This is a genomic window from Micromonospora sp. NPDC048905 (assembly GCF_040649655.1).
Classification (GTDB): domain Bacteria; phylum Actinomycetota; class Actinomycetes; order Mycobacteriales; family Micromonosporaceae; genus Micromonospora.
The window spans coordinates 231,850-257,632 of record NZ_JBEZFV010000008.1 but is presented as its reverse complement, the minus strand read 5'-3'; the positions used below and the strand labels follow the sequence as shown (position 1 = coordinate 257,632).

Sequence of the window (25,783 nt, the reverse complement as noted above, 5' to 3'; positions counted from 1 at the left end):
GCCCGAGCGCCCGGTGACTGGCTGTGTCACTACCAGGAACAGCTCGCCCTGCCGGCCGGCCGGCTGTCGGCGCACAGTCGACGCATACCCACTCCGAATACGGATAGAGGACGACATGAGCGAGAACCTTCCCGGCGGGTCCCTGACCCTGGCTGACGGCCTCACCCTCAGCCGGATGGGCTACGGGGCGATGCAGTTGGCCGGCCCCGGTGTCTTCGGCCCGCCCCGCGACCGCGAGCAGGCGCTCGCCGTGCTCCGCGAGGCCGTCGACAGCGGTGTCCGGCACATCGACACCAGCGACTTCTACGGCCCGGTGGTGGTGAACGAGCTGATCCGCGAGGCGCTGCACCCGTACCCCGATGATCTGCACCTGGTCACCAAGGTCGGCGCGCGGCGCGGCGCCGACCGCTCCTGGATCCCGGCCCTCGAGCCGGACGAGTTGAAGGCCCAGGTCCGGGACAACCTCCAGCACCTCGGCCTGGAGGTGCTCGACGTGGTCAACCTGCGGGTCGGTGTGGCGGAGGGCACCGGCGACGATCCCCTCTCCGAGCAGTTCGGCGCCCTCGCCGACCTGCGGCAGGAGGGGCTGATCCGGCATCTCGGGCTCAGCAATGTGACGCTCACCCAGCTCACCGAGGCCCAGGCCATCGCCCCGGTGGTCACCGTCCAGAACCTCTACAACGTCGCGAACCGGCAGGACGACGCCCTGGTGGACAGGTGCGCGGCGGAGAACATCGCGTTCGCCGCGTTCTTCCCGCTCGGCGGGTTCACGCCGTTGCAGTCGGACACGCTCAACGACGTGGCCACCCGGGTGGGGTCGTCGCCGCAGCAGGTCGCCCTCGCCTGGCTCCTCCAGCGCTCCCCCACCACCGTGCTGATCCCGGGCACCTCGACGCTGGCACACCTGCGGGAGAACCTCGCGGCGGCAGATCTGAAGCTGCCGGCCGACGCGATCGAGGAACTCGACGCCATCGCCGGGTGACGCCCGGATGCGGACCGCCACACGGCGGTCCGCGTCACCCGTCCGCTTCGCTCAGGCCCGCCGCCCGGTCCAGGTGGGTGAGGAACCGCCGTACCGCCGGTGGTCGGCTCCGCCCGGCGACGGTCGCGGCGAAGATCCGCCGGACGGAGGCGTCGTCGGGGTGCAGGCGGAGCAGGGTCAGGTCGGATGGAGCGGCACGTACGGCCAGGGCCGGCACCAGCGCGACGCCCAGACCGGCCGCAACACAGCCCAGCTTGCCGGTCCACTCGGCCGCGACGATGTCGATCCGCGGGCGAAAGCCCGCCGGTAGGGTCGCTCGCAGCAGAGTCTCCTCGGCGGTCGCCGAGCCGGCGATGAACGACTCGTCGGCCAGGTCACGCAGGCGGATGGTCCGCCGGTCCGCGAGCCGATGCGTCCGGGGTACGGCCACCAGAAGCGTCTCGTCGACGAGGTGGTGCAGGTCGAACTGGTCGGCGTCGAGCGGCTGGTCCGCGGCGGCACTCACCACGGCGACGTCGGCGTCGCCGTGGACCAGGCGCTCCAGCAGCCCCGGCGTGAGCCCTTCGACAAGCGACAGGGTCACCTCGGGATGCGCGGACTTGAAGCTGGCCAGAGCACGTGGCACAAGCGCGGCGACCGCCGTGGGGAACGCGCCGACCCGCAGCCGGCCGGCGGACAGGTCGCGCAGCGCCGCCAGGTCCCGCCGGGCGGTGTCCAGCCGGTCGAGCACCGCCTCGGCGTGCCCGAGCAGGCAACGGCCCTGCTCGGTCAGGGCGACGCCGCGCGGCAGCCGGTCCAGCAACGGCGACCCGGTCTCGGCTTCCAGCGCGGCGATCTGTCGGGACACCGCCGACTGGGTGTAGCGCAGGCTGCGGGCCGCAGCCGTGAGGGAGCCGTGCTCGGCGACGGCACGGAAGACCTGGAGCGCGTTCAGCTGCATCGTGACATGCTCCCGCAGCATGGCAGTGATGCGGAACAGTCGCTGGTGGCATGGCTTCCCGCACCCTAGCGTTGGCGAGATGAACGAGATCGCCCTCTTGGGTACGGGCACGATGGGCACCGCGATCGGCCGTCGGCTGCTGGCCACCGAGCATCGGCTCACCGTCTGGAATCGCACGTCCGCCCGCACCGCGCCGCTCGTCGACGCCGGGGCGCGAGCCGCCGGCAGCCCGGCCGAGGCGGTCCGCGACGCCGACGTGGTGATCACCATGCTCACCGATGCGGTCGCCGTCCGGCACACGCTTGTCGACTCCGGTGCGGCACTGGCGCTGCGGCCGGGCACCCCCGTGATCGAGATGTCCACCATCGGTCCCCGGGCCGTGGCCGAACTGGCCACGCTGCTGCCGGCGGGCGTACCGCTTGTCGACGCTCCGGTCGCCGGCAGCGCCGGAGCTGCCGAGACAGGCCGACTCGTGGTGTTGGTCGGCGGGGAGGAGGCGGTCGTCGAGCGGGTCGCCCCGCTGCTGGGGACGTTGGGCACCGTCCGTCGCTGCGGCGGCTCCGGCCGGGGCGCCGCGTTGAAGCTGGTGCTCAACACCGCGCTGGTCACCGCGGTCACCGCGGTCGCGGACGCGCTCACCGTCGCGGACGCCGTCGGCGTCGACAGACGTACCGCGATCGACGCACTTGGCACCGGGCCGCTCGGCGGCGCGGTCGCCCGGGCGACCGCCACGGACGCCGCGTTCGCCGCCACCCTGGCCGCGAAGGACGCCCGGCTCGCCCTCGACGTGCTCGGCGACGCGCCGGCGCCCCTGCTGCGCGCCGCCGCGTCGGCGTTGGCGGCCGCGCGCCATCCGCAGGACGACATCGCCCGTCTCACCGACCCCGCCGCAGCCGAGGAGAAGTCGTGAACGTGACCCTGGACAACCCCGCGACCGTCGCCGCGCCGTTCGGCGACCGGTTCGCGCACGTCGCCCGCCTCGACCTGCCCGGGGGCGCACTGCTGATGCTCTCCGGCCAGGTCGGGGTGGACGACGCCGGCGCGGTCGTCGCACCCGGCGACGTGCGGACGCAGTCCGAACGGATCTTCGAGTTGATCGGCGCGCTGCTCGCCGCGCACGGCGCCACCTTCGCCGACGTGCTGCACGTCCGGACGTTCCTGACCGACCTCGGCGACCTGGCCGGCTATGCGGACGTCCGCAACCGCTTCTTCGGGCAGACCAGGCCCGCCAGCACCACCGTCGAGGTGAGCCGGCTCTTTCTCGACGGCGCGGTGCTGGAGGTCGAGGTCACCGCGGCCGTGACCACTGGTTGACCGCCACCGGCTGATCGTCGTGGTGATCGGCGCAGCGCTGGCTTCAGTGCTGGTGCGGCCGGTTGCGGACGAGGGCGAGGGTGAGCACGGCGGTGACGAGGAAGACGATGCCGTTGATTCGTAGCCCGGCCTGGACGCCGGAGGTCATGGCTTCGGCGATCGCCGCCCGGACCGGGTCGGGCAGCGGCTGGTCGCCGGTGACACCGGTGGCCACCGCCGCCTGCACGGCGCCACGGGTGGGTTCACCGACCTGGTGCGCGGCCAACCGGCCGGGCAGGTCGGCCAGCATCGTGGTGGTCAAGAGCGTGCCCAGCAGGGACGTGCCGAGCACGGAGCCGACCTGTCGGGCAGCGTTCACCGCGCCGGAGGCCATCCCGGCCTGTGCGGGCGCGACGCTGGCCAGCGCGGCGGCGGTCGCCGGGGCCACCACCAGGCCGCCCGCGGCACCGAACAAGGCGAACAGCGGCCACCGGTGACCGAAGGACGCGGTGGGACCCTGGGCCGCCAGACCGAAGCTCGCCGCCGCACCGAAGACCAGGCCGAGGGTGAGTGGCGCCTTGAAGCCGGTACGACGGATCGCCCGCCCGGCGCCGAAGGCGACGACCACGTAGGCGCCGAAGAGCACGAGCATCCGCCAGCCGGTGTCCAGCGGGCTGAGGGCCTGGACACGTTCGTGGAAGAGGACCAGCAGGATCGCCACGCCGGTGAAGCCGAACAGCGACACCGCGGCGACGACCATGACGGCGCTGAACGACGCGGACCGGAACAGCCGCAGGTCGAGCATCGGCGCATCGGAACGCAGCTCGACCAGGACGAACACGACGAGTGCGGCAGCCGCGGCGATCCAGGCCACCGTCACCACCGGGCTGGTGTAGCCGTCCTTGCCGCCCTGGATCAGGGCGTAGACGGCCGCGGCGATGGCGACGGTGCCGAGCAGCAGGCCGGGTACGTCGAGTCGGCCCGCGCTCGGCCGGGACTCGGCCACTCCGATGGCGGCGACGAGGGTGACCACGCCCAGCACGATCGTCGACAGGTAGACGCTGTGCCACGCGTGGTGCTTCAGCAGCGTGCCGGCGATGAGTGGGCCGATCGCGAGCCCGATGCCGGAGGCCGCCGACCACGCGGTGATGACCTCGGTACGTCGGTGCGGGTCGGTGAACGTCGCGCCGAGGATCGCCAGGCTGTTCGGCAGGATCAGGGCTCCGCCGAGGCCGGCGACCAATTGCCCGACGATCACCCAGGCCACGGTCGGGGCACCGGCCACGACGGCGGCGCCAACGATCATCGCGAGGACCCCGGCGCCGAACATTCGCTTGCGTCCGTAGCGGTTGCCGAGGGTGGCGGCGGACAGCACCACGCTCGCCACCATCAGCGTGTAGGCGCTCGGAACCCAGATCAGGGTGGTCGGGTCGACCCGCAGATCCTGCTGGATCGTGGTCAGCGCGGAGACCGTCGCGGTGATCTGGAGGAACGTGATCATCGCGCCCAGGCACATGGCGACCAGGGTCACCGGGCGGGAACCGCGAACGGACCTGGCGGTGGCCGGGCCGGGTGCGGCTGCGGTCGGGGCCGTGGTGTTGGTGGTCACTGGTGTCCTCGATGCTGGTCGGTCTGACTTATGTCCGCATAAGCCAGCGACGGCCAAGTGAACCACCTGGCTAGCTTTTACGCAAGTCAGGTACGCTGGACGGCATGGAGGACCTCCGAGAAGATCGCGACTCCTGGTCGAGCGAGAACTGCTCGGTAGCCCGGGCGATGGACATCGTCGGCAGCAGGTCGACGGTCCTGATCATGCGCGAGGCGCTACTCGGCACGCGCCGCTTCGACGACTTCGTCCGCCGGGTCGGCGTCGGCGAACCCGCCATGGCCGCCCGGCTCAAGGAAATGGTCGCCGCCGATCTGCTCGAACGCATCCCCTATCGGGAGCCGGGTCAGCGCACCCGCCACGAGTACCAGCTCACCCGCAAGGGCCACGAACTGCTGCCAGTGATCACCGCTCTGCGCAACTGGGGCGACACCTGGGCCGCCGACGACGCCGGCCCGTCCATCGTCGCCACCCACCACGACTGCGGCCAACCGGTCCGCGCGGTGCTCCGCTGCGCGGCCGGCCACGAGGTGGAGGACGGCGACATCGACATCGCCCCCGGCCCAGGCCTCATCCGCCACAACTAACCCCCCACCCCACCTCTCCCCACCACCTCTCCCCACCGCCCCTGCCCCACCCCGCCCCCCGCCCCCCGCCCCGCCCCACCTCTCCCCGTCGATCATGGAGTTGTGGTGGGGGACAAACGCCATTAAACCCCTTGAACCAGGCACCACAACTCCATGATCGACGCTGGCTCGGCGACAGCAACCGCACGATTGGCGTGACCTGACCAGGCCGCAGCACCGTGATCAGAGGACGATCTGGTGCACCCGGTCGTCCACGCCGCGTACCGCCAGCCAGGCGCTGCCGTTGGCGCCGGCGGCGGCCCCCGGTGCGCCCCGGAAGGCGTCGGTGGCGAACTCACCACGTTGGAACCAGCCGCCCCAGGCACCATCGCTCAGGTTGCGCTGCCAGAGGCGGTTGTCGGCGGCCAACGAGAACAGGTAGACCCGGTCAGCCGTGGCGAGCAACGTGGGGCTGCCGCTGGTGGTGCCGCCCAGGCTGGTCCAGGCCGACCAGGTGGTGCCGGTCCGGCTGGTCCACCACACCTCGTCGGTACGGCTGCGGACCGCCACGTGCAGCACGCCCGCGTCGTCGACGACCGCGCTCGGCCGACCGTAGAACGGCCGGTTCTCCGGCGCGCCGACGCCGACCCAGCCGGTGCTCGGCGTACGCGACCAGATCTTGCCGTCGGCTCCGCGCGCCACGAGGGTCCACTGGGTCGGGCTGGTCCAGGCCACCGTGGGCGCGTCGGTGAGCGTGCCACCGAGGCTGCGCCACGGTCCCCACGTCCCGGCGGTGAAAGTGCGCTGCCAGGCCGCGTTGTCGGTGCCCCGGACGAAGACGTCGAGCCGCCCGCCAGTGGAGGCGTACGCGGCCGGTTGGCCGAGGATCCGTCCGCCGACCGGGCCGCCGAGTGACGTCCAGTGCGTGCCCCACGTCGTACCGGTGCGGGTGTTGACCGCCAGTGCGCCGGAAGCGTCGCGGACGAAGGCGGTGGCGTGGGTGTCATCCACTCGGACCAGCGCGGGGCTGGCGCTGGCGGTCCCGCCGAGGTTGGCACCGGCGACCTGGTCGGTGCCGGTCAGACCGAGCATGGCCACCCCGTGCGCCGGCACCTCGACGGTGTACGAGCCGGTGAACGGCTGCACGCCCGGGGTGTTCGGCTGGGCGTCCACGTCGGCACGGGTCCACAGGTCACGGACGCGCACCGACCCGCCGAGCGCGACGTCGGCGAATTTCACGGTGATCTGCTGCGCGGTGTCGTGCCGGTTCAGCAGGGCGACGGCCCGCTTGCCGGAGCCGGTGAGCACCTTGCTCCAGACCTGCGCGTCGGTGCCGGTGTCGGCTACCTTGACGCCCTGCCGGACCAGCGGGTCCTGGTCGACCGCGACGATCTCCGGGTTGGTCAGCGCCGAGATCATCTCCTTCGGCAGGCCACGCGGGTCGGAGCCGATCACCAGCGGCGCGGCCATGATGGCCCACATGCCGAGCTGCGTCTTGGACTCCTCCAGGCTCAGCTCGTACCCGCCGTCGGGCAGCGGGCGCATCGGCAGCAGGTAGTCCGGGTCGTTGTAGTGCCCCGGTCCGGTGGCCGCCGGGTGGTACGCGTTGACGTCCATGTTGCGCAGCACCCACGGGTACGCCCACTGCGGGCTCGGGTCGGTGAGCCCCACGTCGGTGTACGTCCGCCAGGAGTCGGCGATGGTGGGCGCGTACGTGTAGCTCCAGGTGGAGAGCTGTTCCGGGGTGTACGGGCCGCCACCCCAGTCGGAGCTGACCGGGTTGCAGATGTTGAGCAACATCGGCCGCGGCGACTGGCGTACCGCCTCGGCCAGCTCACGGAAGGTGGCCTCCGGGTCGAGACCGGCGGCCCGGCCGCAGAGCCAGTCGGCCTTGAGCGCGTCGAAGCCCCAGCCCGCGAACTGGGCGATGTCGGCCTGGTAGTGGCCGTTGCTGCCCAGCCCACACTGCCCGGGCAGGTACGGCCCGGCGTCGGTGTAGATGCCGGCCTTCATGCCCAAGCTGTGGATGTACGCGGCAAGCGCGGCCATCCCGCCCGGGAAGCGGGCCGGGTCGGCGACGAGTTGGCCGGCCTCGTTACGCGGGGTGGGCGCGGCCCAGTTGCCGTCGATCCAGACGTAGGTGTAGCCGGCGTCGCGCAGGCCACTGCGGACCATGTGGTCGGTGACCGACCTGACTTCGGCCTCGGTGGGATCGCCACCGAGGCCGAAGTAGGTGTTCCAGCCCTGGTAGGGCGTCGGGGCGAGCCCACTGTCGAAGAAGGTGGGCGCGCCCTGGTCCTCGGCCCCGGCGCTGGCCGGCGGGTGGCCGGGACGACCGGGACCGTGACCAGCCTGCGGAGGGCCGGCCTGCGAGGGGCCAGCCTGTGGGGGGCCGGCCTGTGGGGGGCCGGCCATGGCCGGTGTGGGGCTGGCCAGGCCCAGGCCGAGTACGGCCAGGGCGGCGGTCAGCTGTCGGTTCAGGCGCATGGAGGTACTCCTGTCCCTCGGGGGTGGGGGTGGTGGTGCTCCGGCCTCAGTCGCGGGTCAGCACGATGAGGTCGGCGTCGTGGGTCGCGCTCCACTGCACGGGCAGGCCGACGGCGGTCAGGTGACTGCCGGAGTAGTGCCGGTCGCCGTGCGAGTAACGGGCCTTCGGGTCGAGGCCGCGCAGGGGCAACCGGACCGGGCGGGACGGGAGCAGGCCGGTCCCGTCGAGGCGGCCGGTGTGCCAGGCCAGGACGACGATTCGGCGCTGGTCCGGGGAGGTGTACTGCACCGCGCAGCGGGCCTGGTCGGGGCCGCCGATCAGGTGCACCTCGCCGTACGTGACGACGTCCCGGATCTCCTTGTAGCGGGCGATCCAGCCGGCGGCCTCGGCCCGCTCGGCGGGGGTCCAGGCCCGGATGTCCGCGCCGACGCCGAGCACGCCGGCCATCGCGAGGACGAACCGGAAGGCAAGCGTTCGCGGTCGCGGATCGAACAAGCCGGGCGCGTCGGTGACCCAGGAGCTGAGCAGGTGCGGGGCGTTGGCGTGCAGGAAGCCGTACTGGATGGCCAACCGGTCCATCGGGCCGGTGTTGTCGCTGGGCCAGAAGACGTCGGCGCGGGCGGCCATCGCCAGGTCGGTGCGCCCGCCGCCACCGGCACACGCCTCGATCAGCACGCCGGGGTGGTCCCGGCGCAGTCGCTCGTAGATCCGGTGCAGGTTGGCGACGTGCGCGCCGTCCAGGTCGAGCGGGCCGACCTCACCGGGCCGGCCCGGTTCGGTACGTGGGCGGTTGAAGTCCCACTTCAGGTAGTCGATGTCGTACCGGCGCAGCAGACCGTCCACCGTGGAGTGGACGAACTCGGCGACCTCCGGCCGACCCAGGTCGAGCAGGTACTGGTTGCGCACCGGGGTGAGCGGCCGACCGTCGACGGAGTAGACCCACTCGGGGTGCTCGGCGTAGAGGGTCGACTTCGGGTTGACGCACTCCGGCTCGACCCAGAGCCCGAAGTTCAGCCCGAGCGCCCGGACGTCGGCGATGAACGTGTCGAACCCGGCCGGGAACTTCGCCGGGTCGGGTGTCCAGTCACCCAGCCCGGCGGTGTCGTCGTTCCGACCGACGAACCAGCCGTCGTCCACCACGAACGTCTCCACGCCCAACTCGGCGGCGATCCGGGCGAGCGCCAACTGGCTCTGCGCCTCGACGGCGAAGTAGGTGGCCTCCCAGGAGTTGTAGAGCACCGGGCGCGGGGTGAGCCGGTCGGCGGCCAGCAACCGCTGGTGGGTGTGCCAGACGCGGGCCAGCCCGTCCAGGCCGTCCGGGCTGTACGCGCCGGTGACCACCGGCAGGGTCAGCACCTCGCCGGGGTCCAGGTCCAGCGGGCCGTCGACCAGCTGACGGCCGATTCGTACCCGGGTCAGGCCGCCGGTGTCCCGCTCGGCGCTGATCTCCCACGAACCGGTCCAGGCCAACCCCATCCCCCACGCCGGGCCGGCCGGGTCGGCGGTGTCCCGCACGGCCAGCCAGGGCACGTGCAGATGCCCGGGTACGCCCTGGGAGCTGCCGATGCTGAACGCTCCGTGGCCCAGCTCGACGTGGGAGAGCTGGAACTCCTGCGCCCACTGCCCCCACTGGTGGCTGAGCAGTGCGCCGTGCGGCGTGGGTACGCAGAACCCGCCCGATCCGGCCCGGACCACCCGCAGCGCGTCGGTGCCGTCGTTGGTCAGCTTGACCCAGCGCTGCACCACGTCGGTGCCGGCGGGCACCCGGTAGTGCACGGTGGCGCGCAGCCCGGTGACCGGGTCGGCGAACTCGACGGCCAGCTCCCGCTGGTCGTCGTCGATCCGCGCCTCGGTGTGCACGAAGCCCACCCGGCGCTGCCCGTCCACGGTCTCGATCACCAGGTCGGCCCCGGTGAACGGGCGGTCGGCGTCGGTGGCGTACTCGATGGGGGCCGCGTCCCCGGCGGTGAGGAACGGCACCGGGCCGTCGTAGGCGACCGGCGACGGCCCGTCGGAGACGCCGTGCGGCCCCCAGGCGACAAGTTCCAGCCAGCGGCCGTGCGCGGGCACGGTGACGGTGTACTCGGTGTGCGTGCCGCGCAGCGTCCAGCGCCGCCCGGTAGCGGCGGTCACTTGACCGCTCCGAGCGCCAGGCCGGAGACGAAGTGCCGTTGGAAGCGGAGGAACACCGCGACGGTGGGGACGGCCGCGATGACCGTGCCGGCGGCAATGACGTTCCAGGACGAGACGAACTGCCCCTGGAGGGCCAGCAGCGCCGGGGTGACCGGCATGTGGTCATCGGTACGTAGCACGGTGATCGCCCAGAGCAGGTCGTTGAAGATCCAGGTGAAGGACAACGCGCCGAGGGCGGCCAGCGCGGGGCGGGTCAGCGGCAGCATCACCTTCGTGAAGATCTGCGCCGTGCCGGCGCCGTCGATGGTGGCCGCCTCCTGGATCTCGCCCGGCAGGTCCCGCATGAAGCCGTGCAGGACGAAGGTGTAGAAGCCGAGCCCGAAGCCGACCTGCACCGCGATCAGTGCCCAGAGCGTGTCGTACAGGCCGGTCAGCTCGCTGAACTTGGCCACGGGGATGAGCAGGATCTGCGGTGGCAGCAGGTTGCCGGCGAGCATCAGCAGCAGGATCGTGCGCCGGCCCGGGATCCGGAACCGGCTCAGCGCGAACGCGGCCATCGCCGCGAGGGCGAGACTCAACGCCACCGACGGGACGGTGACCAGCATGCTGTTGATCAACGCGCGTAACTCACCGCCGTCGGTCCAGGCCTGCCGGTAGGTGTCCAGCGTGAACGAGCGGGGCAGGCTGCCCACGCCGTGCGCGGCGATGTCGTCGAACGACCGGGTGGACATCACCACGACCCAGATCACCGGCCCGAGCCACAGCAGCGAGAGCAGGATCATGCCGGTGTGGAAGGCCCCGGTACGGAGCTTGTTCATCAGGCTTCCTCCCGGAACGCGCGGACCAGGTAGCCGAGGATGACGGCCAGCGCGAGCACGAAGATCACGACGGCGATGGCCGAGGCGTAGCCCAGCCGCAGGCTCTGGAACGCGGTCGAGTACATGTAGGTGCTGAGCAGCTCCGACGAGTGGTACGGGCCGCCCTTGGTCAGCGACCAGACGATGTCGAACGAGCGCAGCGAGTCGATCACGATGACCGACAGCACCACGGCGTTGACCCCCTTGAGCTGGGGAATCGTGACGTGTCGCAGCCGCTGCCAGGAGTTGGCACCGTCCATCCGGGCCGCCTCGTGCAGCGCCGGGTCGATGGCCTTCAGGCCGGCCAGGAACAGCACCATGACGTACCCGATCTGCCGCCACAGCGCGGGCAGGATCACCGCGTACAGGGCGGTCTGCGGGTCGGCGAGCCAGGGCCGGATCAGGCTCTCCAGCCCGACGGCCCGCAGGATCGTGTCGGCGATGCCGTCGGGCTGGTAGAACACCCGCCAGACCAGCGCGGTCACCACCAGCGAGAACACGACCGGGGTGAACAGCGCGGCCCGGTAGAAGCCGACGCCGCGTCGCTCCTTCTGCAACACCAGCGCCATGCCGAAGCCGCCGAGCACGGAGAGGCCGCCGAAGAGCACCAGCCAGATCACCGTGTTGATCAGCGCGCCGCGGAAGGTGGCGTCACCGGCCAGCTCGACGTAGTTGTCGGTGCCGACGAAGGCCGGCGACGACATTCCGTCCCAGCGGGTGAGCGAGAACCAGAAGCCTTGGAGCGCCGGCCAGAACACCCAGATGCTCTCGACCGCGAACGGCACCAGGACGAACGCCACCAGCAGCGGCGACAGTCGCGCCGATCGTCGCCGCCGCCGGGTGGGGGTGACCGAGGTCGTGGAGATCGTTGCTGTCACGTCAGCCCTTGAAGACCTTCTCGGCGCCGGCCTGCCACTCCCGCAGGATCGCGTCGATCTGGTCCGGCTTGTCGATGAACTTGGTGAGCGCGGTGTCCGCGGTCGGCTGGAGTGCGTCGCTGGAGTCGCGGTTGAAGAACTGGGTCAGTTCCTTGGCCTCGTCGAGCATCGCCTTGCCCTTGACCACGAGCGGCGAGTCGGACGCCTTGGCCTTCGGGTTGGCCGGCAGGACGATCCCGGAGCTGGCCTTGACGTACGCCTCCTGGGCCTCGACCCCGGAGAGGTAGCTGAGCAGCGCCCTGGTGCCGGTCGGGTTGGCGGTCTTCGCGCTGGCGAAGAAGCCGTCCGTGGGGGCCTCCTCGGCCAGTGGCACCGCCGGGTCGATGATCGGGAACCGGAAGAAGTCCAGGTCACCGAGGGCATCCTTGGGTGCGGCGTCGGCGAAGAACGTGCCGATCAGGAACATGCCGGTCTTGCCCGCCAGAAGCGCGGTGGTCGCCTCCTGGAACGGGTACGCCTTGCCCTTGGGGTCGAAGTAGGGCAGCGCCTCGCGCCAACGGGTGAAGACCGCCTTGACCTTCGGGTCGTCGAAGCGCTGCTTGCCGGCGAGCAGTTCACGGTGGAACGGCGCGCCGTTGATCCGGATGTTGAGGTAGTCGAACCAGGCCGAGGCCACCCACGGGGTGTCGCCGAGACCGATGCCGATCGGCGGGACGCCCTTGCTCTTCAACGTCTCGCACAGCGCCAGGAACTCGGTCCAGGTCTTCGGCTCCTGCACGCCCCACTTGGCGAAGTTGGACTTGCGGTAGAAGAAGCCCCACCAGTAGTTGTTCATCGGCACGAAGACCTGCTTGCCGCTGGCGTCGGTGGAGAGGGTGCGCAGCGACTGGGGGTAGTCGCCGAGCGACTTCCACACGTCGGAGACGTCCAGCAGCAGGTCCTTGCTGGCGTAGTCGTTGGCGACCGAGCCCGCGTACCAGGTGTAGAGGTCCGGCGGGTTCGCCGAGGTCAGATACGTCGGCAGTTGGGTCCGGAAGGTCTCCGAGGCAATCGTGTTGAGGCTGGCCGTGCCCTTGCCCTGCGCGTTGAAGGTCTCGATCAGCTTCTCCATCGCTGCCTTGGCCTGCGGCGAGGAGAGGTTGGACTGGATGGTGACCGCGCCCGAGCCGTTGCTCGTCGTCGGTCCGCTGGCGGAGCTGGCGCACGCGCTGAGGAACGAGCTGGCGCCGAGGGCACCCAGGCCAGCGAGCCCGAGATGGCCAAGGAATCGCCGGCGACCGGGGTCGAAGTCGCTCACGGAGGTATCCCTTCCTCTACGACACGCAGCGTCACCGCGCAGTGTGTCGTCCATGTGAATGCTGTGTCGAGAAGGTTGCATCGGACGTCGCCGGCTGTCAAGATATCTTCGTAATTAATGATTAGATGAGATCAGGGCGAGGGCAGGTAGATCAGCTTATGCGCCGACTTGAAGGCATGAACGCGCTGGTCACCGGCGCTATGGGCGGGATCGGCGCCGCCACGGCCCGGCGGCTCGCCGCCGAGGGTGCGGCGGTCGCGCTGCTCGACGTGCACGATCCGACCCCGCTGGCCGACGAACTGACCGGTCGCGGCGGACGAGCACTGTCCGTAGTGGCCGATGTCAGCGACGAGAACGACTGGGCGGCTGCGGTGTCGGCCGTACACGCCGGCCTCGGCCCGATCGACATCCTGGTCAGCACCGCGTACGCCGTGCGGGTCGCCCCGGCCCACGAGACCAGTCGGCAGTCCTGGGACCAGCAGCTCGGCGTCAGCCTCACCGGCGCGTTCCTCGGTGTGCGCGCCTGCCTGGACGACCTGCGGACCCGTAACGGCGCGGTGGTGCTGATCTCCTCGGTGCACGCGCTCGTCGGGCTGCCCGGCCGCCCCGCGTACGCCGCGGCCAAGGGTGGCCTGGTCGCGCTCGGCCGCCAACTCGCCGTGGAGTACGGCCCACAGGTGCGGGTCAACACCGTGCTGCCCGGCCCGATCCTCACCGCGGCCTGGGCCGATGTGTCCGAAGAGGACCGCGAGCGCAGCGTCGCCGAGACGGTGGCGAAACGCTTCGGCACCCCGGACGAGGTGGCCGCGACCGTCGCCTTCCTCGCCTCACCGGACGCCGCCTACGTCACCGGCGCGAGCCTCGTGGTGGACGGTGGCTGGACAGCGGTGAAAGCCTCGGCCTGAGAGATCGATACCGACCAGCGAAAAGGCCAGGAGCATTGGCACAGTACGCACGCCGCGGCGTCCACGGGCAGACCGTCGAAGCGATCGCCCGTCGCATCCTCAACGGTGAGATCCCCGCCGGCGCGACCCTGAACATCGTCGCCCTTCAGGAGGAGTTCGACGTCAGCCTCACGGCCCTGCGCGAGGCGCTGAAGGTCCTCTCGGCCAAGGGCATCGTCGACGCCCGGCAGAAACGCGGCACCTTCGTCCGGCCCCGCGCCGACTGGAACCTGCTCGACGGCGACGTGATCCGCTGGCAGTTCGCCGAGGGCCCCGACGAGCGTCTGCTCGAAAAGCTGCACGAGGTACGCGCGATCATCGAGCCGGCCGCCGCGCGGCTGGCCGCCACCCGGGCGACCGAGGACGACCTGGCCGCCCTCGACCGGGCGCTGGCCGAGATGGCCGAGGCCAACGGTGATCCCGCCGCCGCCGTCGCCGCCGACCTCGCCTTCCACCGCGCGCTGCTCACCGCCACGCACAACGAGCTGCTGGAACGGATGGAGGTGGTGATGGAGACCGGGCTCGCCGAACGCGACCGCCTGGTGCACGGCGGCGCCGCGCACGACGACCCCGTGCCCAGCCACCGTGCCGTCGTCGACGCGCTACGCGAGCGCGACGAGACGGCGGCCGAGACCGCCATGCGTGAGTTGCTGGACAAGGCCGTCCGCGACGTCGAGAAGGCACGGGGACGAAGGGGCAGTCAGTGAAGATCGAGCGCATCGAGACCTTCCTGGTCGCGCCACGGTGGTTGTTCTGCCGGGTGGAGACCGACGACGGGCTGGTCGGGTGGGGTGAACCGGTGGTGGAGGGGCGCGCCGAAGTGGTACGCAGTGCCGTCGAGGTGCTCGCCGAATACCTGATCGGCGCCGACCCGCTGCGGATCGAGCAGCACTGGCAGGTGCTCACCAAGGGCGGCTTCTACCGGGGCGGCCCGATCCTCTCCAGCGCGGTCGCCGGCCTCGACCAGGCGCTCTGGGACATCGCCGGGCAGGCGTACGGCGCGCCGGTGCACGCGCTCCTCGGCGGCCCGGTGCGGGAGAAGGTGCGGATCTACTCCTGGATCGGCGGGGACGAGCCCGACGAGGTGGCCGACGCCGCCGCCGCGCAGGTCGCCGCCGGTCTCACCGGCGTCAAGATGAACGCGTGCGGGCGGCTCTCCCCCATCCCCACCGCCGCCGAGGTGGACGAGATCATCAATCGGGTCGCCGCCGCCCGCGAGGTGCTCGGCCCCGACCGGGACATCGCGCTGGACTTCCACGGCCGGGCCGGGCTGGCCGCCGTACGCCGGATCCTGCCCGAGCTGGCTCCCCTGCGCCCGTTCTTCGTGGAGGAGCCGGTCCTGCCCGACCAGGCCCACCACCTGCGCGACATCGTCGCCAGCACACCGATCCCGGTGGCCACCGGCGAACGCCTCTACGGCCGCTCCGAGTTCCTCGGCCCGTTGCAGGCCGGAGTCGCCGTGGTCCAGCCCGACCTGTCGCACGCCGGCGGGATCTCCGAGGTCCGCCGGATCGCCGCGCTGGCCGAGACGTACGGCGCGCTGCTCGCCCCGCACTGTCCGCTCGGCCCGATCTCGCTGGCGGCCAGCCTCCAGGTGGCCTTCGCGACGCCGAACTTCCTGATCCAGGAGCAGAGCATCGGGATCCACTACAACGTCGGCTCCGAGTTGTTGGACTACCTGGTCGACCCGGAACCGTTCCGGTTCGTGGACGGGCACATCGCCCGCCTCGACCGGCCCGGCCTGGGCATCACCGTGGACGAGGCGGCGGTCCGCAAGGCCGCGCAGACACCGCACACCTGGCGCAACCCGGTCTGGCAGCACGCCGACGGGTCGTTCGCGGAATGGTGACCGGCGCGACTCCGGTGCCGCTGCGCGTGGCGTACGACGTGGCGCACGGCGGCCGGTGGACCAGCCTGCACGGTGGCGGCCGGGAGTGGCTCTGGCGCGGCCCCGGCCCCGGCCGAGACGAGGTACGCGCCGACGACGCGTTCGTTGACGCCGGCGGGCTGGAGGAGTGCCTGCCCACCGTGCGCGGCGAGCCCGACCACGGCGAGGTCTGGTCGCGGCCCTGGCGCCGGGCCGGCCCCGACACGCTGGTGATCCAGCGGCGGACGTTCACCCTGAGCCGCCGGATCACCGACGAAGGCGGCGTGGTGGTGGCCGACTACCGGCTGGCCGCCGACCCCGGTCACCGGTTCGTCTGGGCCGCGCACGCCCTGCTCGACCTGTCCCCCGCGGCCCGCCTCGACGCGCCCGCCGGCACACCGACCCGGCTGTACCCGGAGGCCGCCGCGCTCCTGCCGCCGGGCACCTGGCCCGCCGACTCACCGTGGCTCACCGGGGAGTGGCCGTCCCCCGCCGGGCTGACGCTCGACACCCTCGGCCCGGACGACGGGACCGCGCTCGGCGCGGTACTGCTCGACTGCCCACGGGTCCAGGTGATCGACGGCGACGACCGGCTGACGCTGGAACTGGAGTGCGCGGGCCAGCCCCGCAGCACCGCCCTCTGGCGCAACCTGGGCGGCTGGCCGACCGACGGCCCCTACAGCAGCGTCGGTGTCGAACCGATGCTCGGCGCGGCCTTCGACCTGGCCGAAGCCGGCCCCGCCGACGCCGTGGTCGTTCCCCCCGCCGGTGAGGTCACCTGGCGACTCACCATCTCCGCCCACCGCATCCACTGAGGACACCGCGATGAACCTGCTCGACGAGCTGCGTACCCACCGGCTGCTGGCCATCGTGCGCGGCCCGGACCCGGCTGCCGCGCTGGCCGCCGTACTCACCCTGGCCGAGAGCGGCGTCGCCCTGGTCGAGGTCTCCCTGACAAGTGCCGACGCGCTGGGCATCATCCGTCGCGCCCGGACCGCCCTCGGGGCGGACTACGCCCTGGGCGCGGGCACCGTGCTCAGCGCCGAGGACGCCCGCGCCGCGGCCGACGCGGGCGCCGGTTTCCTGGTCACCCCGGCGCTCGCGCCGAGCCTCGCCGAGGGCGGCCGGCTCGGGCTGCCGGTGCTCGCCGGAGCGCTCACCCCCACCGAGGTGGTGCAGGCCGGCAGTGCCGGGGCCACCGCCGTCAAGCTCTTCCCGGCCTCCCTCGGCGGACCCGACTACCTCGGCGCGCTGCGGGATCCGTTCCCCGGCACCGCGTTCGTACCGGTCGGCGGGGTCGACGCGGACGGCGCGCGACGGTACCTCGACCGGGGCGCGGTGGCGGTGGGTGTCGGCTCCCCGTTGCTGGGTGACGCCGTCCGGGGCGGCGACCTGTCGGCGCTGCGCGAGCGCGCGGACACCTTCCGCACGGCGGTCCAGCGGTGACCGACCTGCTCACGCTCGGCGAGACGATGGCGGCCTTCCGCAGCAGCGGCCCGCTGCGGCTGGGCGGCACCGCCGGGATCTCCGTCGCCGGGGCCGAGTCGACGGTGGCCATCGGGCTGGCCCGGCTCGGCCACCGGGCCGCCTGGGTCGGGGTCACCGGCGCCGACGAGCCCGGCGAGCTGGTCCGCCGTACGCTGCGCGCCGAAGGTGTCGACCTGACCTGGTCCCGGATCGACCCGACCGCGCCCACCGGGCTGATCCTCGTCGAGAACCGGGTCGCCGACATCAACCGGGTCACCTACCACCGCGCGGGTTCCGCGGGCTCCCGGCTGCGCCCGGCCGACGTGACACGTGCCTTCGACGCGCCGGGGTCGCCGCCCCGGCTGCTGCACGTCACCGGCATCACCTGCGCGCTGGGCGTCGAGCCGTACCAGGCGGTGGTGGCGGCCGTGCGGCGCGCCCGTGCCGCCGGCACCACCGTCTGCCTGGACGTCAACCACCGGCAACGGCTCTGGTCGGTCGCCGACGCCGCCGACGCGCTGCGCCCGCTGCTGCCCTCGATCGATCTGGTGGTCGCCTCCGACGACGAGTTGGCCGTGCTGACCGACGCGTCCGACCCGGTCGCGGCGCTGCTGTCGGCCGGCGTGACCGAGGTCGTGGTCAAGCACGGCGCCGACGGGGCGACCAGCCACCGCGCCACCGGCCGGGTACACCGTCCAGCCCGGACGGTGCCGGTGGTGGACACCGTCGGCGCGGGCGACGCCTTCGTGGCCGGGCTGCTCTCCGCCTGGCTCGACGGTGCCGACGCGCCGACCCGACTCGACCGGGCGGTCACCACCGGCGCGTTCGCGGTCGCCACCCGGGGCGACTGGGAGGGCCTGCCCGACCGAGCCGAGCTGACGCTGCTCGACCACGGCCCGGGCGGTACGGTCCGCTGACGGGTGCGGCGGCCGGCGCGCGCTGGCGCACCGACGACCGACGCGGACCGGCCGCCGCCGACCAGAGATCCCTTGGAGGAGCACCATGGAGCTGACCGAGCCGACCGTCTGGAGCACCGACCGGCTGGAGCTGGGCGAGGGGCTGCGCTGGGTCGACGACCGGCTGGTCCTCGTCGACCTGCTGGTCGGGCGGCTGTTGGAGACCGACGGCGACGCACCGACCCCGCTGCGGGAGGTACGCCACCTCGACGTTCCGCTCGGCGCGGTCGCCCCGGTGGCCGACCGACCCGGCGACTGGCTCGCCGCCGCCGGGACCGGCATCACCGTGCTGCCCGCCGGCAGCGACCCCCGACCGGTCGCCGACCTGGTCGGCGACGCGCCCGAGCCGACCCGGATGAACGACGCGGTCGCCGACCCGCGCGGCCGATTCTGGGCCGGCAGCATGACGTACGCCGCGGTCCCCGGCGGGGGCACGCTGTACCGGCTGGCCCCCGGCGCGGCACCGGTGCCCGCCGTGACCGGGCTGACCATTCCGAACGGGCCGGCGTTCGACGCCACCGGCACCACCATGTACCTGGCCGACACACCGCGCGGCGAGATCGACAGGTTCACTGTCGACCCGGGCACCGGTGACCTGCACGGGCGGGAGCCGTTCCTGCGGCTCTCCCCCGACGACGGCGGCCCGGACGGCATGACCGTCGACGCGGCGGGCCACCTCTGGGTCGCGTTCTGGGGTGGCTCGGCGGTCCGCCGCTACCGGCCCGACGGCTCCCTGGACCGGGAGATCCGGCTGCCGGCGAAGCAGCCCGCCGGCATCTGTCTGGGCGGCCCCCACCTGCGCAGACTCTTCATCGGCACCGCCCGGGTCGGGCTGAGCCCCGCGGGTCCGCAGGACGGCGCGCTGCTCGCGGTGGACGTCGAGGTCCCCGGCCTGCCCGCCGCGTACGCCGCCGCGCCGGTGAGCTGACGGAGGAATATCGGACGCCAGGGCGGGAACAACCGCACCGGAGCGCGCTACCGACCGGCAGGAGGCGGGACGATGGGCATCGTGAGGTGGGCGTCATGAACGGGCCGGTGGGCGACGAACCGATGGGCGAGCTGGAGTTGGTGCACACCTTCACGGGCCCGATGCCGACCGGGGTGAGCGTCTCGCACCGGGGCCGGATCTTCGTCAACTTCCCGAAGTGGGGCGACGAGGTGCCGGCCACCGTCGTGGAGCTGCGTGACGGCCGGGAGGTGCCCTACCCCGACCAGGCGTGGAACGACCCGTCGGGCGACGACGACGCGGGCGCGTTCGTATCGGTGCAGAGCATCGTGGTGGACCCGGCCGACCGGCTCTGGGTGCTGGACACCGGCAGCCCGATGTTCCAGCCCACGAAGCCGGGCGGCCCGAAGTTGGTCCGGGTCGACCTGGACACCGACACGGTCGCCCAGGTGATCACCTTTCCGGCGGACGTGGCGCTGCCGACGACGTACCTCAACGACGTCCGGTTCGACCTGCGGCGCGGTGAGGCGGGGGTCGCGTACATCACCGACTCGGCGGACTCCGGGCCGAACGGGATCATCGTCGTCGACCTGGCCAGTGGCGCTTCCTGGCGGCGGCTGCACGACCACCCGTCCACGAAGGCGGAGCCGCTGGCGACGTTCCGGCCGGTGGTCGAGGGCCGGCCGTTCCTCGAACGGCCGGCGGACGGCCCGCCGAAGCCGGTGAGCATGGGCTCCGACGGGATCGCCATCTCGGCCGACGGCAGCCGGCTCTACTACTGTCCGCTGGCATCGCGCCGACTGCACAGCGTCTCCACCGAGGCGCTGGCCGACCCGGGCGTCACCCAGGAGGCGGTCGCCGCGACAGTCGTCGACGAGGGGGACCGGGGCACCGCCTCGGACGGGTTGGAGAGCGACGACGCGGGGCGGCTCTACCTCACGGCGTACGAGCACAACGCGGTGCTGCGCCGGCTGCCGGACGGCGAGTACGAGACACTGGTCCACGACCCGCGGCTGCTCTGGCCGGACACCATGTCGGTGGCCACCGACGGGTACCTCTACGTCACGGCCAACCAGTTGCACCGGCAGGCGCAGTACCAGCGGGGCAAGGACCTGCGGCGCAAGCCGTACGCGCTGTTCCGCACCCGCATCGACGCCGGCCCGGTACTGCTGCGCCGCTGACCGGATGGGGACGTCTCCCGTCAGCTCGTCGGCAGGGCGCGGTCCAGCAGGTCGAAGAGGGCGGCCCAGTGGCGCTCGGTGGCCTGCTCGTCGTACATCGGGGTGTCGGCCATGGTGAAGCCGTGGTGCGCGCCCTCGTAGACCTCGGAGCGGTAGCGCACGCCGGCCGCGTCGAGTGCCTTCTCCAGCGCGGCGATCTGGTCGGGCGTCATCGACCGGTCCGCGTCGGCGTGCCCGAAGTACACCTCGCCGGTGATCGCGCCGACGGCCAGGTGGGGGCTGTCCGGCGCGTCGGTGACGAGGTACCCGCCGTGGAAGCTGGCGATCGCGGCGATGCGGTCCGGGTGCGCCTCGATGGCCCGCAGCGCGTTCGTGCCGCCCAGGCAGTAGCCGGTGATGGCGACCGGACCCGGCCGGACGTCGTCGCGGGCGGCCAGGAAGTCGAGGTACGCGGTGGTGTCCCGGTCGAACACCTCCGGGGTCAACGCGCCGACCAGCGGCATGATCTGCTCGAAGAGCGCGCCGCGCTGATCCGGCTCACCGAGTCGGGACAGGTCGAACAGGGGTGCCCGGCCGGCCCGGTAGAACAGGTGGGGCGTCACCACCAGGTAACCGCGTGCGGCGATCCGTTCCGCCATCTCGACCAGTCGCGGGCGCGGCCCGAAGGCGTCCATGAAGAGCAGCACCGCCGGGAAGGGGCCGTTGCCGTCCGGCCGGGTCAGGGACGCGTCCGCCACTCCGTCGCTGGTCGGGATGTCCACCGTCGTCGTCTGCACCGCGCCTCCTCGTCCGAAAGTCCTTGATCGTCAAGGACGTTACTCGCCGGACAGCCGGCCCGTGCGACAGCCGGGGACCGTCGATCCCTGGATAGGACGACCCTGGGTGGCGGTCGGCGACCGATCCAGGCTTGTCCACGACCGATGAGGGACACCGCCGACCTGGGAGTTGTTGTGCTCGACCTGACCGTTCCGGACCTGACTGGAAAACTCGCCGTCGTGACCGGCGGCAGCGACGGCCTGGGCCTCGGCCTGGCCACGCGGCTGGCGCGCGCCGGGGCCGAGGTGGTGCTGCCGGTCCGCAACCCGGCCAAGGGCGCCGCCGCGCTGGACGTCATTCGGGCCGCCGCGCCGGGTGCGGTCGTCTCGACCCGGAAGCTGGACCTCGCCTCGCTGGACTCGGTGGCCGCGCTGGCCGACACGCTGCTCCGCGAGGGTCGACCGATCCAGATCATGATCAACAATGCCGGCGTGATGACGCCGCCGACCCGGCACGCCACCGCCGAGGGCTTCGAGCTGCAATTCGGCACCAACCACCTCGGGCACTTCGCGCTGACCGGGCGGCTGCTGCCGCTGCTGCGGGCCGGCCACGCCCGGGTCACCACCATGTCGAGCAGCGCCGCCCGCTCCGGCCGGCTCGACTGGGACGACCTGCAGAGCACCCAGCGGTACGCGGCGATCCGCGCGTACAACGCGTCCAAGCTGGCCACCCTGCACTTCGGCTTGGAGCTGGACCGACGGAGTCGGACCGGCGGCTGGGGCATCGTCAGCAACGTCGCCCATCCGGGCACCACGATGACCAACCTGTACGCGTCCGGTCCCAACCTGGGACGCAGCCGGCCGTCGCTGCACCACTCGATCATGAGCCGGCTGGCCCGCTGGGGCATCCTGGTGCACTCGGTGGATGCCGGGCTGCTCCCCGCCCTCTACGCCGCCACCAGCCCAGAGGCGCGGGGCGGCCGGTTCTACGGCCCGGACGGGCTGGGGCAGTTCACCGGCAGACCGACCGAGCTGGCCGTCTACCGCTCCGCGCACGACACGAGTGACGCCGCACGGCTGTGGACCGTCTCGGAACGGCTGGTGGGTGTCGAGTTCGTCGGCGACTGACCGGCGTACGCGTCGGCGTGAACGCGGCGTCAAGAATTGGCGGTGACCCGTCGAAACGGCGTATCGGCGGGCGCACCGCCACCTCTCGGCGGTGACGATGGACCCATGAGTCCTTGGCGGATGACACGCTGGGAACGCGGGGACCTCCCACCCGGCAGCGACACCGACAGCGGCCCGGACGCGCCTGGCAGTCCGAGCGAGCCGGCACGCCGGCACGAGGCGCTGGTGAGCGTTCGGCTGGGACCGTCCGCGCCCGGCAGTCACCTGGTGGAGTACCTGCGGCACGAGCCCTGCGCCGTCGACGCGTGGTGGATCGCCGCCGACATCGACGCCGTGGTGCGACTCTCCGCCGACAGCAGGACCGTTCTGCACCGAGCCGTGGCCGACCTGCGCCGCCGGGCCGGGGTGGAGGTGGCCGCGGCCAACTACATCCTCCGCGCGCTCGACCTGAGCACGCAGGCGGAGCCGCGTACCGGGAAGGACGCCCCGGCGTGGGCGGTGTCCGCCGCGTGAACCGCCCCGCCGTTGGCCGCCGGATCGTGGTGGGCGTCGACCGGTCGTTCGCCGGAATGCAGGCCCTGCGCCGCGCGATGCAGCTCGCCCGCCGCGACGGCGCGCACCTGGACGCCGTACGCGCCTGGGTCTTCGCGCCGACGTGGCGGCCCGGCACCCTGACGTGGCGTTGGCAGGACGAGTGCGACCGGGCCGCGGTGGTCTACCTGCGTGGCGTCTTCGACGCGGCGCTCGGCGGCATGCCCCGGGACGTGACCGTCCGATTGGTGGCGACCCAGGGGTACGCCGGGCAGGTGCTCGTCGACCACGCGCACCGGGAAAGCGACCTGCTGGTCGTCGGCAGCCCGGAACGCGGACGGTTCGGCCGGTCTCGTGGCCACGTCACCCGGTACTGCGTGACGAGGGCGGCCGTGCCGGTCGTCGCGGTGCCCGCGCCGTCCTGGGCGCGGGCCTCGACGATCCGCCGCTTCGCGCACGACCTCGAACGTTTCAGCCGATGACCTCTTCTCCCCACCGCTTTCGAAAGGACCAGCCCCACCATGGACGAGGCCCCGATGATTTACGCCGTTCCGGTGCGCGACCTGCCGGGACGGCTGGTGCGGACGGTGCGGACCGGCCGTTCGCCGCAGGGCCAGCGGCTGGGCATCGCCTTCACCCGGCCGGATCTCTTGGGTGCCGCGATGGGCGCTGACCAGCAGTGGGAGGAGCTGTGCGAGTCCGCGCTACGCGACATGCTGCGCCCGCTCGGCATCGACGTGATCCAGGTCGACCCCCTGCTGGTGGCGCCGCCGCTCGACCCGAACAGCGGAGACCGGGCCGCGTCGAGCGTGCCGGCCCGCGCACCGGTCGCACCCGCCGGCCCATGGTCCGAGGCCGTTCCGGTCCCGGCCGCCCCCGAACCCGCCACCGCTCAGGCGCGGACGAAGCGCACCGCGTCCGCGACCACGTGGCCGTCGGTGTCCTCGGTGCGGATCAGTACGCTCCCGTCGGTGCCCGCCGTGAACGGGTAGGTGCCCAGCGGCACCCACTGGCCGCCGGCCTGCCGCTGGTCCACCGTGCGGGTGACCAGCCCGCCGGAGTATTCGATGTCGACAGGCACGTTCGTCGCCCGGTTCGCGTTGGCGGTCCAGCGCAACTGCACCGTCCACGACCCGGCGGCGGGCAGCGTGGGGCGGAACCGCAGCCGGTTGACGCCCTTGGCGGTGTTGCCGTCGTGCTCGTAGTCCGGGCCGTAGAAGCCGCCGACGCTCGTGCTGCGCAGCCACGTGCCGGCCCGGGTGATCCCGCTGCTCGCGGCGTTGTCCAGGATCACCTCGCTCGTCGAGCCCCACTCCAACACCGCGCCGTCCTGCCGTAGTAGAGACTGGAGGGTGGGCACGGGCACCTCCTGCACGGCGAGGTTCCCGGCGAGGGCCAGCGACGCGGCGGTGGCCGCCGCCTGCCCGAGGATCATGAACACGGGTTCCATCCGGATCGAGCCGTACGCGATGTGGCTCGCCGAGAGGCAGACCGGCACCAGCAGGTTGGCGCACTGCGCCCGGTGCGGCACGATCGCCCGGTAGCTCACCGGGTACGGCGCCGGCACCCCGATCTGCACGTCCCCCTCGTTGCGCACCTTGCCGTCGACCACCACCCGTTGACAGTTGTGCGAGTCCATCGTGTAGCTGGCCAGGCCCACCGAATCGGTGGCGCGTACCCGGCCCCGGCAGTCGGCCTCGGTCATCACGTACGCGGCGAGCATCCGGCGGGCCTCGCGGATGTAGAGCAGCGGCGGCCAGCCCCCGGTGCTGGTGAACTCGTCCACCGGCAGCCCCCAGCGGGCCGTCGAGTCCCGGACCGACGCCGGCAGCCGGGGGTCGTTGGCCAGGAACCACATCAGCCCCTGCTGGTAGGTGCGGTGCTCGGCGATGATGCTCTCCCGTACGGCCCAGCTCGCCGTGGGGTACGCGTGGTTGAAGCCGATGTGGTCGGTCGACACGGCGCCGTTGTTGTTGGAGTCGGTCTTGCCGCCGCCGACCGAGTGCGTGGTGAAGTACGGCCCGGCGTAACCGGCCTGGATGTGCCGCAGCAGCAGCTCGTAGCGGATCGGGTCGTAGCCGGACGGTTTGCCGAACGGGATCCGGTTGGCCGCCTGGGTCAGGCACATCCGGAAGCAGTACGCCTGGATCCGGTCGTCGGCGCTGCCCTGCGGGGCGAGCGGTGTGGCGGAGATGCCCGGCAGCAGACCGCTGGCGGGCGAGCCGGCCGTCACGTACGGGTCGACGGGGTAGACGAACTGGTGGGTGTTGCGCGACTGCACTCCGTTGATCGTCTCGCCGTAGGTGTCGTTGGACTCCCGCCCGACGGTGAACCCCACCCCGGCCAGGGCCAGCAGATCGCCCTCGTAGGTGGCGTCGACGAACACCCCGCCCCGGTAGATCGAGCCGTCCTCGGTGCGCAACTCGGTGATCCGGTCACCGCTGCGGCCGAGGCTGCTGAGCCGGGCGTCGACGATCACCGGCACGCCCGCCTCGGCCAGCATCTCGGCGAAGACGGCGGCGGCGACGCGCGGTTCGAAGGTCATCCGCAGCGGCGACGTCGGTGAGAGGGTCCCGCCGTGGTACTTCACGTACACCCGGCGGTAGAACTCGGCGGCGAGGCCGCCGATGGACGCCTGGACGCCGGTGTCGGTGGCACCGAGCCCGGCGGTGCTCAGCCCGCCGACGTGGCTGGTGGGTTCCACCACCACGGCGGTGCGACCGAGTCGGCGCATGGTGATCGCGGCGGCCAGCCCGCCGGAGGTGGCGCCGTAGACGACCAGGTCGGCGGTGGTGACGGCGGCTCGGGCGGGGCCGGCGCGGAACGGGTCGGTGAGACCGGCCAGGACGAGGCCGGCGCCGCCGGCGGTCAGCAGCCGACGACGGGACAGGGGCTCAGACACGGCGGGGCTCCCGAGGGGTAACCGGTGGAGGGGACGGTTACAGAAGCACGCCGCTGCCGCTGCGAA

At 72.4% G+C, this 25,783-nt stretch carries 25 protein-coding genes; 16 read left to right on the top strand and 9 right to left on the bottom strand.

The genetic code is table 11. The features are described 5' to 3' along the window. The first annotated feature begins 115 nt into the window (after positions 1-115). Positions 116-982 carry an oxidoreductase gene (locus tag AB0C01_RS22520; RefSeq protein WP_357572032.1) on the top strand — a complete coding sequence of 289 codons (867 nt, stop codon included), beginning with the start codon at positions 116-118 and terminating at the stop codon, positions 980-982. A gap of 34 nt (positions 983-1,016) precedes the next feature. Here the strand turns inward: AB0C01_RS22520 and AB0C01_RS22515 are convergent, their stop codons facing one another. Next, positions 1,017-1,922: a LysR substrate-binding domain-containing protein gene (locus tag AB0C01_RS22515; protein WP_357572031.1), complete on the bottom strand. Its 906-nt coding sequence runs from the start codon at positions 1,920-1,922 to the stop codon at positions 1,017-1,019. A 19-nt stretch (positions 1,923-1,941) separates the two neighbouring features. Between AB0C01_RS22515 and AB0C01_RS22510 the strand changes: the two genes are divergently transcribed. Continuing rightward, the gene (locus tag AB0C01_RS22510; protein ID WP_357572030.1) at positions 1,942-2,832 is read left to right on the top strand and encodes an NAD(P)-dependent oxidoreductase; all 891 of its coding nucleotides are present in this window, start codon (positions 1,942-1,944) and stop codon (positions 2,830-2,832) included. Next, positions 2,829-3,236, top strand: coding sequence for a RidA family protein (locus AB0C01_RS22505; RefSeq protein ID WP_357572029.1), 408 nt, complete (start codon positions 2,829-2,831; stop codon positions 3,234-3,236). Before AB0C01_RS22510 ends, AB0C01_RS22505 begins: the two co-directional genes overlap by 4 nt. Before the next feature lie 43 nt (positions 3,237-3,279). Here AB0C01_RS22505 and AB0C01_RS22500 read toward each other — a convergent pair whose 3' ends face one another. Then, complete coding sequence (locus AB0C01_RS22500; RefSeq protein WP_357240814.1) at positions 3,280-4,824, bottom strand: MFS transporter; 1,545 nt, start codon at positions 4,822-4,824, stop codon at positions 3,280-3,282. Between the two features lie 104 nt (positions 4,825-4,928). On the opposite strand from AB0C01_RS22500, the gene AB0C01_RS22495 reads away from it, so the two are divergent. Further along, positions 4,929-5,408 carry a helix-turn-helix domain-containing protein gene (locus AB0C01_RS22495; protein WP_357240811.1) on the top strand — a complete coding sequence of 160 codons (480 nt, stop codon included), beginning with the start codon at positions 4,929-4,931 and terminating at the stop codon, positions 5,406-5,408. Positions 5,409-5,630: 222 nt separating this feature from the next. Here the strand turns inward: AB0C01_RS22495 and AB0C01_RS22490 are convergent, their stop codons facing one another. From AB0C01_RS22490 to AB0C01_RS22470, 5 genes are read right to left on the bottom strand one after another with little or no spacing between them, the layout of a single operon-like run. Continuing rightward, positions 5,631-7,874, bottom strand: coding sequence for a glycoside hydrolase family 27 protein (locus AB0C01_RS22490; protein ID WP_357572028.1), 2,244 nt, complete (start codon positions 7,872-7,874; stop codon positions 5,631-5,633). Positions 7,875-7,920: 46 nt separating this feature from the next. Then, entirely contained in the window at positions 7,921-10,008 is a 2,088-nt protein-coding gene (locus AB0C01_RS22485) for an alpha-galactosidase (RefSeq protein ID WP_357572027.1), read from the bottom strand. Then, positions 10,005-10,826 carry a carbohydrate ABC transporter permease gene (locus tag AB0C01_RS22480; protein WP_357240802.1) on the bottom strand — a complete coding sequence of 274 codons (822 nt, stop codon included), beginning with the start codon at positions 10,824-10,826 and terminating at the stop codon, positions 10,005-10,007. Before AB0C01_RS22480 ends, AB0C01_RS22485 begins: the two co-directional genes overlap by 4 nt. Continuing rightward, positions 10,826-11,743 carry a sugar ABC transporter permease gene (locus tag AB0C01_RS22475; protein ID WP_357240798.1) on the bottom strand — a complete coding sequence of 306 codons (918 nt, stop codon included), beginning with the start codon at positions 11,741-11,743 and terminating at the stop codon, positions 10,826-10,828. Before AB0C01_RS22475 ends, AB0C01_RS22480 begins: the two co-directional genes overlap by 1 nt. A gap of 1 nt (position 11,744) precedes the next feature. Next, positions 11,745-13,040 (bottom strand): extracellular solute-binding protein, encoded by a 1,296-nt coding sequence (locus tag AB0C01_RS22470; protein ID WP_357572026.1) that lies wholly within the window; start codon positions 13,038-13,040, stop codon positions 11,745-11,747. A gap of 176 nt (positions 13,041-13,216) precedes the next feature. On the opposite strand from AB0C01_RS22470, the gene AB0C01_RS22465 reads away from it, so the two are divergent. The 8 genes from AB0C01_RS22465 to AB0C01_RS22430 all read left to right on the top strand — a co-directional run bounded on the left by AB0C01_RS22465 (position 13,217) and on the right by AB0C01_RS22430 (position 20,401). Continuing rightward, positions 13,217-13,945, top strand: coding sequence for an SDR family oxidoreductase (locus AB0C01_RS22465; protein ID WP_357572025.1), 729 nt, complete (start codon positions 13,217-13,219; stop codon positions 13,943-13,945). Positions 13,946-13,980: 35 nt separating this feature from the next. Further along, positions 13,981-14,691: a FadR/GntR family transcriptional regulator gene (locus tag AB0C01_RS22460; RefSeq protein ID WP_357572024.1), complete on the top strand. Its 711-nt coding sequence runs from the start codon at positions 13,981-13,983 to the stop codon at positions 14,689-14,691. Further along, positions 14,688-15,833 (top strand): galactonate dehydratase, encoded by a 1,146-nt coding sequence (gene dgoD, locus AB0C01_RS22455; RefSeq protein WP_357572023.1) that lies wholly within the window; start codon positions 14,688-14,690, stop codon positions 15,831-15,833. Before AB0C01_RS22460 ends, dgoD begins: the two co-directional genes overlap by 4 nt. Continuing rightward, positions 15,827-16,666 (top strand): hypothetical protein, encoded by an 840-nt coding sequence (locus AB0C01_RS22450; protein WP_357572022.1) that lies wholly within the window; start codon positions 15,827-15,829, stop codon positions 16,664-16,666. The genes dgoD and AB0C01_RS22450 overlap by 7 nt, the downstream gene beginning before the upstream one ends. Positions 16,667-16,676: 10 nt before the next feature. After that, on the top strand, positions 16,677-17,297 hold the full coding sequence (locus tag AB0C01_RS22445) for a bifunctional 4-hydroxy-2-oxoglutarate aldolase/2-dehydro-3-deoxy-phosphogluconate aldolase (RefSeq protein WP_357240780.1): 621 nt from the start codon (positions 16,677-16,679) through the stop codon (positions 17,295-17,297). Beyond that, complete coding sequence (locus tag AB0C01_RS22440; protein WP_357572021.1) at positions 17,294-18,235, top strand: sugar kinase; 942 nt, start codon at positions 17,294-17,296, stop codon at positions 18,233-18,235. The genes AB0C01_RS22445 and AB0C01_RS22440 overlap by 4 nt, the downstream gene beginning before the upstream one ends. Before the next feature lie 85 nt (positions 18,236-18,320). Then, complete coding sequence (locus AB0C01_RS22435; RefSeq protein WP_357572020.1) at positions 18,321-19,202, top strand: SMP-30/gluconolactonase/LRE family protein; 882 nt, start codon at positions 18,321-18,323, stop codon at positions 19,200-19,202. Between the two features lie 95 nt (positions 19,203-19,297). Continuing rightward, positions 19,298-20,401, top strand: a complete 1,104-nt coding sequence (locus tag AB0C01_RS22430) for an L-dopachrome tautomerase-related protein (RefSeq protein WP_357572019.1) — start codon at positions 19,298-19,300, stop codon at positions 20,399-20,401. A 20-nt stretch (positions 20,402-20,421) separates the two neighbouring features. Here the strand turns inward: AB0C01_RS22430 and AB0C01_RS22425 are convergent, their stop codons facing one another. Then, complete coding sequence (locus AB0C01_RS22425) at positions 20,422-21,177, bottom strand: dienelactone hydrolase family protein (protein WP_357572018.1); 756 nt, start codon at positions 21,175-21,177, stop codon at positions 20,422-20,424. A 144-nt stretch (positions 21,178-21,321) separates the two neighbouring features. Here AB0C01_RS22425 and AB0C01_RS22420 point away from each other — a divergent pair, with 144 nt between their 5' ends. The 4 genes from AB0C01_RS22420 (at position 21,322) to AB0C01_RS22405 (ending at position 23,807) form a co-directional block, all read left to right on the top strand. Continuing rightward, the gene (locus AB0C01_RS22420; protein WP_357572017.1) at positions 21,322-22,284 is read left to right on the top strand and encodes an SDR family oxidoreductase; all 963 of its coding nucleotides are present in this window, start codon (positions 21,322-21,324) and stop codon (positions 22,282-22,284) included. Positions 22,285-22,389: 105 nt separating this feature from the next. Further along, positions 22,390-22,797 carry a hypothetical protein gene (locus AB0C01_RS22415; protein ID WP_357572016.1) on the top strand — a complete coding sequence of 136 codons (408 nt, stop codon included), beginning with the start codon at positions 22,390-22,392 and terminating at the stop codon, positions 22,795-22,797. Continuing rightward, positions 22,794-23,297, top strand: a complete 504-nt coding sequence (locus tag AB0C01_RS22410) for a universal stress protein (RefSeq protein WP_357572015.1) — start codon at positions 22,794-22,796, stop codon at positions 23,295-23,297. The genes AB0C01_RS22415 and AB0C01_RS22410 overlap by 4 nt, the downstream gene beginning before the upstream one ends. 54 nt (positions 23,298-23,351) lie before the next feature. Then, entirely contained in the window at positions 23,352-23,807 is a 456-nt protein-coding gene (locus AB0C01_RS22405; RefSeq protein ID WP_357572014.1) for an SAV_915 family protein, read from the top strand. On the opposite strand, the gene AB0C01_RS22400 is transcribed toward AB0C01_RS22405, so the two are convergent. Then, on the bottom strand, positions 23,708-25,717 hold the full coding sequence (locus AB0C01_RS22400) for an FAD-dependent oxidoreductase (protein ID WP_357572013.1): 2,010 nt from the start codon (positions 25,715-25,717) through the stop codon (positions 23,708-23,710). The genes AB0C01_RS22405 and AB0C01_RS22400 overlap by 100 nt on opposite strands. Positions 25,718-25,783: the final 66 nt, after the last annotated feature.